The 11986-nt window shown below is 65.1% G+C and carries 8 protein-coding genes; all 8 read left to right on the top strand.

Annotated features, from left to right (window positions below; all coding sequences use genetic code 11):
* Positions 1-81 precede the first annotated feature (81 nt).
* A complete protein-coding gene (locus tag HMPREF3014_RS27740) occupies positions 82-1497 on the top strand; it encodes an alanine/glycine:cation symporter family protein (RefSeq protein ID WP_003092370.1) in 1416 nt (471 codons plus the stop codon).
* 129 nt (positions 1498-1626) lie between these two features.
* Positions 1627-5148 carry a DNA polymerase III subunit alpha gene (gene dnaE, locus HMPREF3014_RS27735; RefSeq protein ID WP_003098578.1) on the top strand — a complete coding sequence of 1174 codons (3522 nt, stop codon included), beginning with the start codon at positions 1627-1629 and terminating at the stop codon, positions 5146-5148.
* Positions 5149-5297: 149 nt separating this feature from the next.
* On the top strand, positions 5298-6248 hold the full coding sequence (gene accA / locus HMPREF3014_RS27730; protein WP_003098575.1) for an acetyl-CoA carboxylase carboxyl transferase subunit alpha: 951 nt from the start codon (positions 5298-5300) through the stop codon (positions 6246-6248).
* A gap of 69 nt (positions 6249-6317) precedes the next feature.
* Entirely contained in the window at positions 6318-7646 is a 1329-nt protein-coding gene (tilS, locus tag HMPREF3014_RS27725) for a tRNA lysidine(34) synthetase TilS (protein ID WP_003122145.1), read from the top strand.
* 170 nt (positions 7647-7816) lie between these two features.
* Positions 7817-9445, top strand: coding sequence for a CTP synthase (locus HMPREF3014_RS27720; protein WP_003092366.1), 1629 nt, complete (start codon positions 7817-7819; stop codon positions 9443-9445).
* A gap of 2 nt (positions 9446-9447) precedes the next feature.
* Positions 9448-10293 (top strand): 3-deoxy-8-phosphooctulonate synthase, encoded by an 846-nt coding sequence (gene kdsA, locus HMPREF3014_RS27715; protein ID WP_023087100.1) that lies wholly within the window; start codon positions 9448-9450, stop codon positions 10291-10293.
* A 45-nt stretch (positions 10294-10338) separates the two neighbouring features.
* A complete protein-coding gene (gene eno, locus HMPREF3014_RS27710) occupies positions 10339-11628 on the top strand; it encodes a phosphopyruvate hydratase (RefSeq protein ID WP_003092364.1) in 1290 nt (429 codons plus the stop codon).
* A 64-nt stretch (positions 11629-11692) separates the two neighbouring features.
* Complete coding sequence (ftsB, locus tag HMPREF3014_RS27705) at positions 11693-11977, top strand: cell division protein FtsB (protein WP_003098569.1); 285 nt, start codon at positions 11693-11695, stop codon at positions 11975-11977.
* Positions 11978-11986: the final 9 nt, after the last annotated feature.

The following is an 11986-nucleotide window of genomic DNA, read 5'->3' as shown; positions in this document are numbered from 1 at the left end:
GTGTGTGTCCGAAACACGCGGCCTTCTACCCGGGAGGTCGGCTGACAACAATCCGCCACAAGCGGAACAGGGGAGTTATCCATGCAAGAATTCGCCACTCAGGTCGTCGACCTGCTCAACGGCCTTATCTGGGGCAAGATCCTCATCTGGCTGCTGGTCGGTTGCGGCCTGTACTTCACCGTGCGCCTGGGGCTGATCCAGTTCCGCCACTTCGGTCATACCTTCAGCGTGCTCAAGGGCAGCCGCCAGTCGGACGACTCGGGAATCTCCTCGTTCCAGGCGCTCTGCACCTCTCTGGCGGCGCGGGTCGGTACCGGCAACGTCGCCGGCGTGGCGGTAGCGATCACGCTCGGCGGTCCCGGCGCAGTGTTCTGGATGTGGGCGATCGCCCTGGTGGGGATGGCGACCGGCTTCGTCGAGGCGACCCTGGCCCAGTTGTTCAAGATTCGCGACGACAAGGGCCAGTTCCGTGGCGGCCCGGCCTACTACATGGAGAAGGGCCTGGGCGCGCGCTGGATGGGCATCCTGTTCTCGATCTTCCTGATCATCGCCTTCGGTTTCGTCTTCAACTCGGTGCAGGCCAATACCATCACCGGTGCCATGCAGGGCGCCTTCGGCGTGCCGACCTGGATCAGCGGCATCGCCGTGGTGATCCTCACCGCGTTGATCATCTTCGGCGGCCTGCGTTCCATCGCGCGCTTCTCCGAACTGGCGGTACCCTTCATGGCGGTGGCCTACCTGCTGCTGGCGGTGGGCATCATCCTGTTCAACCTCAGCGAACTGCCGGGCGTCCTGGCGATGGTGGTGAAGAGTGCCTTCGGCTGGCACGAGGCCGCCGCCGGCGGCATCGGCGCGGCGATCCTCAACGGCTTCAAGCGCGGCCTGTTCTCCAACGAAGCAGGCATGGGCTCGGCGCCCAACGCCGCCGCCTCGGCCACGCCCTATCCGCCGCACCCGGCGTCCCAGGGCTACGTGCAGATGGCCGGCGTGTTCATCGATACCCTGCTGATCTGTACCGCTTCCGCCGCCATCATCCTGCTGGCCGGACCGCAGGAAGGCGAGGGCATCATGCTGGTGCAGAATGCCCTGACCAGCCAGGTCGGCGACTGGGGCCGCTATTTCCTGGCGGTGATCATCCTGTTCTTCGCCTTCACCTCGATCGTCGCCAACTACTTCTATGCCGAGAACTGCCTGGTATTCCTCGAGCACAACCACCTGGCGGGCCTGTTGATCTTCCGTCTGATCGTGCTGGCGATGGTGATGTTCGGCGCGCTGGCTTCGCTGCCGTTCGTCTGGAACCTTGCCGACGTGTCGATGGGCCTGATGGCGATCACCAACCTGATCGCCATCCTGCTGCTGTCCAACCTCGCGATCAAGCTGGCCAAGGACTACAACGCCCAGCGCAAGGCCGGCAAGCTGCCGACCTTCGACGCCAGCCAGTTCCCGGAAGTCCAGCAGAAGCTCGAGCCGGGCATCTGGGACGACCGCCGCGCCTGAGCGCGGGGCGGGCGAGGCTTCTCGGCGCAGCCGAGGCGCATCGTCCGCTCTTGAACCTGTAGCTTTGCCACCGGGCCCGGTACAATCCGGGCCTTGTCGTTTTTGCGTTATTTCTGCTCCGGGGCCTTCATGACCGTATCCTTCGTTCACCTGCGTCTGCATACCGAATTCTCCCTGGTCGACGGCCTGGTCCGGGTCAAGCCCCTGGCCAAGGCAGTGGCAGGGCTGGGCATGCCGGCGGTGGCGGTCACCGACCAGAGCAACATGTGCTCGCTGGTGAAGTTCTACAAGACCGCCATGGGCGCCGGCATCAAGCCGATCTGCGGGGCCGACATCTGGCTCGCCAGCCGCGAGGAAGATGGCCCGCTCAGTCGCCTGAGCCTGCTGGCGATGAACGCGAAGGGCTATCGCAACCTCACCGAGCTGATTTCCCGCGGTTGGAGCGAAGGCCAGCGCAACGGCGAGATCATCATCGAGCGCGACTGGGTCAAGGAGGCGGCGGAAGGCCTGATCGCGCTGTCCGCGGCCAAGGAGGGCGAGATCGGCCACGCGCTGCTCGACGGCGAGGAAGCCAAGGCCGAGGCGCTGTTGCGCGAGTGGATGGAGGTGTTCCCCGAGCGCTTCTACGTGGAAGTGCAACGTACCAGCCGGGTCAACGACGAGGAGCACCTCCACGCGGCGGTGGCTTTGGCGTCACGCTGCAACGCGCCGCTGGTGGCGACCAACGACGTGCGCTTCATCAAGCAGGAAGACTTCGAGGCCCACGAGACCCGCGTCTGCATCGGCGAGGGGCGGACCCTCGACGATCCGCGGCGGCCGCGTACCTATTCGGACCAGCAATACCTGAAGTCGCCGGCGGAAATGGCCGAGCTGTTCAGCGACCTGCCGGAAGCGTTGGAAAACACCGTCGAGATCGCCAAACGCTGCAACATCGAGGTGCAGCTGGGCAAGTACTTCCTGCCGGACTTCCCCACGCCCAATGGCATGGGCATCGACGACTACCTGCGGCACGCCTCCTTCGAAGGTCTCGAGGAGCGCCTGGAGGTGCTGTTGCCGAAGGACACCCCGGACTACGAGGCCAAGCGCCAGGTCTATGTCGATCGCCTGAACTTCGAACTCGATATCATCATCCAGATGGGTTTCCCCGGTTACTTCCTCATCGTGATGGACTTCATCAAGTGGGCGAAGAACAACGGCGTACCGGTAGGCCCCGGGCGGGGCTCGGGCGCCGGCTCGCTGGTGGCCTACGTGCTGAAGATCACCGACCTCGATCCGCTGGCCTATGACCTGCTGTTCGAACGTTTCCTCAACCCGGAACGGATCTCCATGCCCGACTTCGACGTCGACTTCTGCATGGAGGGCCGCGACCGGGTGATCGACTACGTGGCCGACGCCTACGGGCGCAACGCGGTGAGCCAGATCATCACCTTCGGCACCATGGCGGCGAAGGCGGTGGTACGCGACGTGGCGCGGGTCCAGGGCAAGTCCTACGGTCTCGCCGACCGGCTGTCGAAGATGATCCCGTTCGAAGTCGGCATGACCCTGGATAAGGCCTACGAGCAGGAAGAAATGCTCCGCGACTTCCTCAAGAGCGACGAGGAAGCCGCCGAGATCTGGGAGATGGCCCTCAAGCTGGAAGGCATCACTCGCGGTACCGGCAAGCACGCCGGTGGCGTGGTGATCGCGCCGACCAAGCTGACCGACTTCTCGCCGATCGCCTGCGACGAGGAAGGCGGCGGCCTGGTGACCCAGTTCGACAAGGACGACGTGGAGGCGGCCGGCCTGGTGAAGTTCGACTTCCTCGGCCTGCGGACCCTGACCATCATCAAGTGGGCGATGGAGATCATCAACCGCGAGCAGGCCAAGAAGGGCCTGGAGCCGGTGAACATCGACTTCATCCCGCTGGACGACAAGCCGACCTATTCGCTGCTGCAGAAGGCCGAGACCACTGCGGTGTTCCAGCTCGAATCGCGCGGCATGAAGGAGCTGATCAAGAAGCTCAAGCCGGACTGCCTGGAAGACCTCATCGCACTGGTGGCGCTGTTCCGCCCGGGTCCTCTGCAGTCGGGCATGGTGGACGACTTCATCAACCGCAAGCACGGTCGAGCCGAGCTGTCCTATCCGCACCCCGATTACCAGTACGCCGGCCTGGAGCCGGTGCTCAAGCCCACCTACGGCATCATCCTGTACCAGGAACAGGTGATGCAGATCGCCCAGGTCATGGCCGGCTATACCCTCGGTGGCGCGGACATGCTGCGCCGGGCGATGGGCAAGAAGAAGCCCGAGGAAATGGCCAAGCAGCGCGGCGGTTTCATCGAGGGTTGCAAGAACAACGGCATCGATGCCGACCTCGCGGGCAACATCTTCGACCTGGTGGAAAAATTCGCCGGCTACGGCTTCAACAAGTCGCACTCGGCAGCCTACGGCCTGGTCTCCTACCAGACCGCCTGGCTGAAGACCCACTTCCCGGCGCCGTTCATGGCCGCGGTACTCACCGCGGATATGCAGAACACCGACAAGGTGGTGACGCTGATCGAAGAATGCCGGCACATGAAGCTGCGCATCGTGGCGCCGGACGTGAACAACTCCGAGTTCCGCTTCACCGTCGACGACGATGGCCGGATCGTCTATGGCCTGGGCGCGATCAAGGGCGTCGGCGAGGGGCCGGTGGAGGCGATCACCGAGTGCCGCGCCGAAGGCGGGCCGTTCAACACCCTGTTCGACTTCTGCGACCGCGTCGACCTGAAACGCATCAACAAGCGCACCCTGGAAGCGCTGATCCGCGCCGGTGCGCTGGATCGCCTGGGGCCGCACTACCACGACGAGCTAAAGGCCTACCAGGCTACTGTCGACCTCAACCGCGCCGTGCTGCTGGCGGCGATGGAGGAAGCGATCCAGGCCGCCGAGCAGACCGCGCGCAGCCACGACAGCGGGCACATGGACCTGTTCGGCGGAGTCTTCGCCGAGCCGGAGGCGGATGTCTACGCCAACCACCGCAAGGTCAAGGAGCTGACCCTCAAGGAACGCCTGAAGGGCGAGAAGGACACCCTCGGCCTGTACCTGACCGGCCATCCGATCGACGAGTACGAAGGCGAGGTGCGGCGCTTCGCCCGCCAGCGCATCGTCGAGCTGAAGCCGGCGCGCGATACCCAGACGGTGGCCGGGCTGATCGTCAACCTGCGGGTGATGAAGAACAAGAAGGGCGACAAGATGGGCTTCGTCACCCTCGACGACCGCTCCGGACGGATCGAGGCCTCGCTGTTCTCCGAAGCCTTCGCCGCGGCCCAGTCGCTGCTGCAGACCGACGCGCTGGTGGTGGTCGAGGGCGAGGTCAGCCAGGACGACTTCTCCGGCGGACTGCGCCTGCGCGCCAAGCGCGTGATGAGCCTGGAGGAGGCGCGTACCGGCCTGGCGGAGAGCCTGCGGATGAAGCTGCACGCCGACCTGTTGAAGGGCGATCGCCTGCGCTGGCTGGGCGAGCTGTTCAACCGCCATCGCGGTTCCTGCCCGATCACCCTGGACTACACCAGCGCCGACGCCAAGGCCCTGCTGCAGTTCGGCGAGAGCTGGCGGGTGGATCCGGCGGACGATCTGATCCAGGCATTGCGTGACCAGTTCGGGCGCGACAACGTCTTCCTCAATTATCGTTAATCGCGATGGGCGATAACGCCGTTGTTCCGCGCTCTGCGGCGGGAAAACGCGGATCGCCCTTGCTCCCGGCTCGACCCCTGGCGCCCGATCCCGTAAGGTAGGGCGCCAAACGGAAACGGCCCACTAGAATCTGCGCACGACGGAAGCCTATGAACCCGAACTTTCTTGATTTCGAACAGCCGATCGCCGACCTGCAAGCCAAGATCGAAGAGCTGCGCCTGGTGGGCAACGACAATGCGCTGAACATCAGCGACGAAATCTCGCGTCTGCAGGACAAGAGCAAGGCGCTCACCGAAAACATCTTCGGCAATCTGTCCAGTTGGCAGATCGCCCAGCTCGCGCGCCATCCCAAGCGTCCCTATACCCTCGACTACATCGGCTACCTGTTCAGCGATTTCGAGGAACTGCACGGCGACCGGCATTTCGCCGACGACCCGGCGATCGTCGGTGGCGTTGCCCGCCTCGACGGTTCCCCGGTGATGGTCATCGGCCACCAGAAAGGCCGCGAAGTCCGTGAGAAGGTCCGGCGCAACTTCGGCATGCCGCGTCCGGAAGGCTATCGCAAGGCCTGCCGCCTGATGGAAATGGCCGAACGCTTCAAGATGCCGATCCTCACCTTCATCGACACGCCCGGCGCCTACCCGGGCATCGATGCCGAGGAACGCGGCCAGAGCGAGGCGATCGCCTGGAACCTGCGGGTGATGGCGCGACTGAAGACGCCGATCATCGCCACCGTGATCGGCGAGGGCGGTTCCGGCGGCGCGCTGGCCATCGGTGTCTGCGACCAGTTGAACATGCTGCAATACTCCACCTATTCGGTGATCTCGCCGGAAGGCTGCGCCTCCATCCTCTGGAAGACCGCCGAGAAGGCGCCGGAAGCCGCCGAGGCCATGGGCATCACCGCCGAGCGCCTGAAAGGCCTGGGCATCGTCGACAAGGTCATCGACGAACCGCTGGGCGGCGCCCATCGCGATCCGGCGAGCATGGCCGAATCGATCCGTGGCGAACTGCTGACGCAACTGAAGATGCTCCAGGGCCTGGAAATGGGTGAGTTGCTGGAGCGTCGTTACGACCGCCTGATGAGCTACGGCGCGCCGTAAGCCATCCGGCGCAATGGTACGATCGACAAGCCCGGCATTCGCCGGGCTTGTCGCATGAGGAGCGCAAGCATGCCGGCGGTGCCGCTCGAATCCCGTCTGTTACAGGCCCTGGCGCCCTGGCGCGAAGCGGGGGGCTGGTGCGTGGCGTTTTCCGGCGGGCTGGATTCCACGGTGTTGCTGCATCTGCTCGCCCAACTGGCCCGGAGCGAAGCCTTGCCGGCGCTGTCGGCGCTGCATGTCCACCATGGCTTGCAGGCTGCGGCGGACGGTTGGCCGGCGCACTGCCAGGTGGTCTGCCGATCGCTGGGTATCCCGCTGCGGGTCGAGCGGGTGCAGGTCGCCGTTGGCGGCAGCATCGAGCAGGCGGCGCGCGACGCCCGCTATCGCGCATTCCAGGCGAACCTGGGCGAGGGACAGGTGCTGCTCACCGCGCAGCACCTCGACGACCAGGCCGAGACCTTGCTGTTCCGCCTGTTGCGTGGAGCGGGCCTGCGCGGCCTGGCGGCGATGCCGGCGAGCCGGCCGCTGGGCGGCGGCCGCCTGTGCCGACCCTTGCTCGGGGTTTCCCGCGCCGAACTGGAAGCCTATGCGCAGACGCACCGGCTGGACTGGGTGGAGGATCCTTCCAACCAGGATCCGCGCTTCTCGCGCAACTACCTGCGCCGGGAGATCATGCCGCGTCTCGCCTCCCACTGGCCGCAGGCCGTCGCCGGCATGGCGCGCTGCGCGGCGCATCTGCGCGAGGCCGAAGACCTGCTGGCTGAACTGGCCGCCATCGACCTCCGGGCCTGCCGCCAACCCTCGGAACTGGATTGGCCGGACTGGCTGGATCTGCCCCGGATCGCCCTGGAGCCTCTGCGCCGCCTCAGCGCTGCGCGCCAGCGCAACCTGCTGCGGGCCTGGCTGGGACAGCTGACGCGGTTGCCGGACAGTGACCACTGGGCCGGCTGGGAGTCGTTGCGCGATGCCGGCGACGATGCCGACCCGATCTGGCGCCTGGAGAGCGGCGAGCTGCGTCGCGGCGCGGGGCGGATCTGGTGGTTGCCGGCGGACTGGCGGGCGGCGGCGGGACCGTTCGTCTGGGAGCGTCCCGCTCATCCATTGCTTCTTCCCGGCAATGGTCGGCTGGCGTTGCTCGGCGAGGTTCCGGCGGGGCCGTTGCGCGTCGACTACCGGCGGGGTGGGGAGGTGCTGGCCCTGGCCGGGCGCGGTCGCCGCGACCTCAAGCGATTGCTCAACGAAGCGGGCGTACCGAGCTTCCTGCGCGGTCGTTTGCCGCTGCTCTTCCGAGCCGACGAACTGCTCGCGGTGGCCAACATTCCTGGCCTGGACAGTCCCCGCGAGGGGGGCTGGCGACTGTCCTGGAGCCCGCCGACGAACGACCCGGGTTTGAGCTAGTAAGCCGTTTCCAGTAGACTACGCTCCCGTCTTGTACTGCTCCCGCCGATTCCCTCCGGAATCAGCAGGAGTTTGCTTTGCCCACGGATTTGTCCGTGGCGGGAGCTGGCCTCCCTTCTCCGAATCCCCGGCGGTTGATCCCGCCTAAACGCTGACTTCTAGGGTTTTTCATGACGCGCTACATCTTCGTCACGGGTGGTGTTGTTTCTTCATTGGGGAAAGGCATCGCTTCGGCTTCTCTGGCTGCGATCTTGGAAGCGCGTGGCCTGAAGATCACGATGCTCAAGCTGGACCCTTACATCAACGTGGACCCGGGCACCATGAGCCCGTTCCAGCACGGTGAGGTCTTCGTGACCCAGGACGGCGCCGAGACCGACCTGGACCTGGGCCATTACGAGCGCTTCGTTCGTACCACCATGACCCAGAACAACAACTTCACCACCGGCCGCGTCTACATGGACGTGTTGCGCAAGGAACGCCGCGGCGACTACCTGGGCGCCACCGTGCAGGTGATCCCGCACATCACCGACGAGATCAAGCGGCGCATCATCAAGGGCGCCGGCGATGCCGACGTCGCCCTGGTGGAGATCGGTGGCACCGTCGGCGACATCGAGTCGCAGCCGTTCCTCGAGGCGATCCGCCAACTGCGCGTCGAGATCGGCGCCAAGCGCGCGATGCTGATGCACCTGACCCTTGTCCCGTACATCGCCACCGCCGGCGAGACCAAGACCAAGCCGACCCAGCACTCGGTCAAGGAGCTGCGCTCCATCGGCCTGCAACCGGACGTGCTGGTCTGCCGTTCCGACCACCCGATCGACGTCTCCTCGCGGCGCAAGATCGCGCTCTTCACCAACGTCGAGGAGCGCGCGGTGATCGCCCTGGAAGACGTCGACACCATCTACCGCATCCCGTCGGTGCTGCATGCCCAGGGCCTGGACGACATCGTCGTCGAGCGCTTCGGCCTGGAGTGCGGGCAGGCCGACCTGTCCGAATGGGACCGGGTGGTCGATGCCAAGCTCAACCCCGAGCGTGAAGTCACCATCGCCATGGTCGGCAAGTACATGGAACTGCTGGACGCGTACAAGTCGCTGATCGAGGCGATGACCCACGCCGGCATCCAGAGCCGCACCAAGGTCAACCTGCGCTACATCGACTCCGAAGACATCGAGCAGCAGGGCACCAGCCTGCTGGAAGGCGTCGACGCCATCCTGGTCCCGGGCGGCTTCGGCCTGCGCGGCGTGGAAGGCAAGATCAGCACCGTGCAGTACGCCCGCGAGAACAAGATCCCCTACCTGGGCATCTGCCTGGGCATGCAGGTCGCGGTCATCGAATACGCCCGCAACGTGCTCGGCTGGAGCGACGCCAACTCCACCGAGTTCGACAAGTCCAGCGGCCATCCGGTGGTCGGCCTGATCACCGAATGGCAGGACGCGACCGGCGCCACCGAGATCCGCACCGAAGCTTCCGACCTGGGCGGCACCATGCGCCTGGGCGCCCAGGAGTGCCAGCTGCAGACCGGCACCCTGGTGCACGACTGCTATGCCAAGGACGTGATCGTCGAGCGCCATCGCCATCGCTACGAAGTGAACAACAACCTGCTGCCGCAACTGGAGCAGGCCGGCCTGAAGATTTCCGGCCGCTCCGGCGACGGCGCCCTGGTGGAAGTGGTCGAGGCCCCGGAGCATCCGTGGTTCGTCGCCTGCCAGTTCCACCCGGAGTTCACCTCCACACCGCGTGATGGCCACCCGCTGTTCAGCGGTTTCGTCAACGCCGCGCTGAAATATTCCGGGAAGGCCTGAGCATGGCACAGAAGATCGTTCGCGTCGGCGATATCCAGATCGGCAACGACCTGCCGTTCGTGCTGTTCGGCGGCATGAACGTGCTGGAGTCGCGCGACCTGGCCATGCAGGTCTGCGAAGAATACGTACGGGTTACCGAGAAACTCGGTATCCCCTATGTGTTCAAGGCCAGCTTCGACAAGGCCAACCGTTCCTCGATCCACTCGTTCCGTGGTCCGGGCCTGGAAGAGGGAATGAAGATCTTCGAAGAGATCAAGAAGACCTTCAAGGTACCGGTCATCACCGATGTCCACGAGCCGTTCCAGGCCCAGCCGGTGGCCGAGGTCTGCGACATCATCCAGCTGCCGGCCTTCCTCTCGCGACAGACCGACCTGGTGGTGGCGATGGCCAGGACCAACGCGGTGATCAATATCAAGAAGGCCCAGTTCCTCGCGCCCCAGGAGATGAAGCACATCCTGACCAAGTGCGAGGAAGCCGGTAACGACCGCCTGATCCTCTGCGAGCGCGGCTCCTCCTTCGGTTACAACAACCTGGTGGTCGACATGCTCGGCTTCGGCATCATGAAGCAGTTCGAGTACCCGGTATTCTTCGACGTCACCCACGCCCTGCAGATGCCTGGCGGTCGCGCGGACTCCGCCGGCGGCCGGCGCGCCCAGGTCACCGACCTGGCCAAGGCCGGGCTCAGCCAGAAGCTCGCCGGGCTGTTCCTCGAGGCCCATCCGGACCCCGAGCACGCCAAGTGCGACGGTCCGTGCGCGCTGCGCCTGAAAAAACTCGAAGCCTTCCTGTCCCAGCTCAAGCAACTGGACGAGCTGATCAAGAGCTTTCCTGCAATCGAGACTGCCTAGTCTCCTCAGACCGCCCCGTTCATTCACTTCGGAGTGTTAACAAGAATGGCAAAGATCGTCGACATCAAGGGCCGTGAGGTCCTGGACTCCCGCGGCAACCCTACCGTTGAAGCGGACGTGATCCTGGACAACGGCATCGTCGGCAGCGCCTGCGCGCCTTCCGGTGCTTCCACCGGTTCCCGCGAGGCCCTCGAGCTGCGCGATGGCGACAAGAGCCGTTACCTGGGCAAGGGCGTGCTGAAAGCCGTGGCCAACATCAACGGCCCGATCCGCGACCTGCTGCTGGGCAAGGACGCGGCCGACCAGAAAGCCCTCGACCACGCGATGATCGAGCTGGACGGCACCGAGAACAAGGCCAAGCTGGGCGCCAACGCGATCCTCGCGGTGTCCCTGGCTGCCGCCAAGGCCGCCGCACAGGCCAAGGGCGTACCGCTGTACGCGCACATCGCCGACCTCAACGGCACTCCCGGCCAGTACTCCATGCCGGTGCCGATGATGAACATCATCAACGGCGGCGAGCATGCGGACAACAACGTCGATATCCAGGAATTCATGGTCCAGCCGGTCGGCGCGAAGAACTTCGCCGAGGCGCTGCGCATGGGCGCCGAGATCTTCCATCACCTCAAGGCCGTGCTGAAGGCCCGTGGCCTGAACACCGCCGTCGGTGACGAAGGCGGCTTCGCGCCGAACCTGTCGTCCAACGAAGACGCCCTGGCCGCCATCGCCGAGGCCGTCGAGAAGGCCGGCTACAAGCTGGGCGACGACGTGACCCTGGCCCTGGACTGCGCCTCCAGCGAGTTCTTCAAGGACGGCAAGTACGACCTGGAAGGCGAAGGCAAGGTATTCGACGCCGCCGGTTTCGCCGACTACCTGGCCGGCCTGACCCAGCGCTACCCGATCATCTCCATCGAGGACGGCATGGACGAGTCCGACTGGGCCGGCTGGAAAGGCCTGACCGACAAGATCGGCGCCAAGGTCCAACTGGTCGGCGACGACCTGTTCGTGACCAACACCAAGATCCTCAAGGAAGGCATCGAGAAGGGCATCGGCAATTCGATCCTGATCAAGTTCAACCAGATCGGTTCGCTCACCGAGACCCTGGAGGCCATCCAGATGGCCAAGGCCGCCGGCTATACCGCGGTGATCTCGCACCGCTCCGGCGAAACCGAGGACTCGACCATCGCCGACCTGGCCGTGGGTACCGCCGCCGGTCAGATCAAGACCGGTTCGCTGTGCCGCTCCGACCGCGTGTCCAAGTACAACCAGTTGCTGCGCATCGAAGAGCAACTGGGCGCCAAGGCGCCGTACCGTGGTCGCGCGGAATTCCGCGGCTGAGCCTAGTCTGGTACGGTGAAGGGGTGGCAAGAGCCACCCCTTTTCTTCTCAAGGAGTTCGAGGCTTGAGGTTACGTAGCCCCTACTGGCTGTTCGTGGTGCTGATCCTGGCGCTGGCGGGCCTGCAATATCGCCTGTGGGTCGGCGATGGCAGCCTGGCGCAGGTGCGCGACCTGCAGAAGCAGATCGCCGACCAGCATGGCGAGAACGAGCGCCTGCTGGAGCGCAACCGGATTCTCGAAGCCGAAGTCGCCGAGCTGAAGAAAGGCACCGAGACCGTCGAGGAGCGTGCGCGGCACGAGCTCGGCATGGTCAAGGACGGCGAAACCCTCTACCAGCTCGCCAAGTGAGCTGACGAC

Source organism: Pseudomonas sp. HMSC065H01 (genome assembly GCF_001815235.1).
In the GTDB taxonomy this organism is placed as follows: domain Bacteria; phylum Pseudomonadota; class Gammaproteobacteria; order Pseudomonadales; family Pseudomonadaceae; genus Pseudomonas; species Pseudomonas aeruginosa.
This window is presented reverse-complemented; position numbering and strand designations above follow the sequence as displayed.

Excerpts from the sequence above, each read along its gene's own strand:
- kdsA (WP_023087100.1), top strand. The coding sequence starts at position 9,448 with ATGGCACAGAAGATCGTTCGCGTCGGCGATATCCAGATCGGCAACGAC.
- accA (WP_003098575.1), top strand. The coding sequence starts at position 5,298 with ATGAACCCGAACTTTCTTGATTTCGAACAGCCGATCGCCGACCTGCAA.
- tilS (WP_003122145.1), top strand. The coding sequence starts at position 6,318 with ATGCCGGCGGTGCCGCTCGAATCCCGTCTGTTACAGGCCCTGGCGCCC.
- HMPREF3014_RS27740 (WP_003092370.1), top strand. The coding sequence starts at position 82 with ATGCAAGAATTCGCCACTCAGGTCGTCGACCTGCTCAACGGCCTTATC.
- eno (WP_003092364.1), top strand. The coding sequence starts at position 10,339 with ATGGCAAAGATCGTCGACATCAAGGGCCGTGAGGTCCTGGACTCCCGC.
- dnaE (WP_003098578.1), top strand. The coding sequence starts at position 1,627 with ATGACCGTATCCTTCGTTCACCTGCGTCTGCATACCGAATTCTCCCTG.
- HMPREF3014_RS27720 (WP_003092366.1), top strand. The coding sequence starts at position 7,817 with ATGACGCGCTACATCTTCGTCACGGGTGGTGTTGTTTCTTCATTGGGG.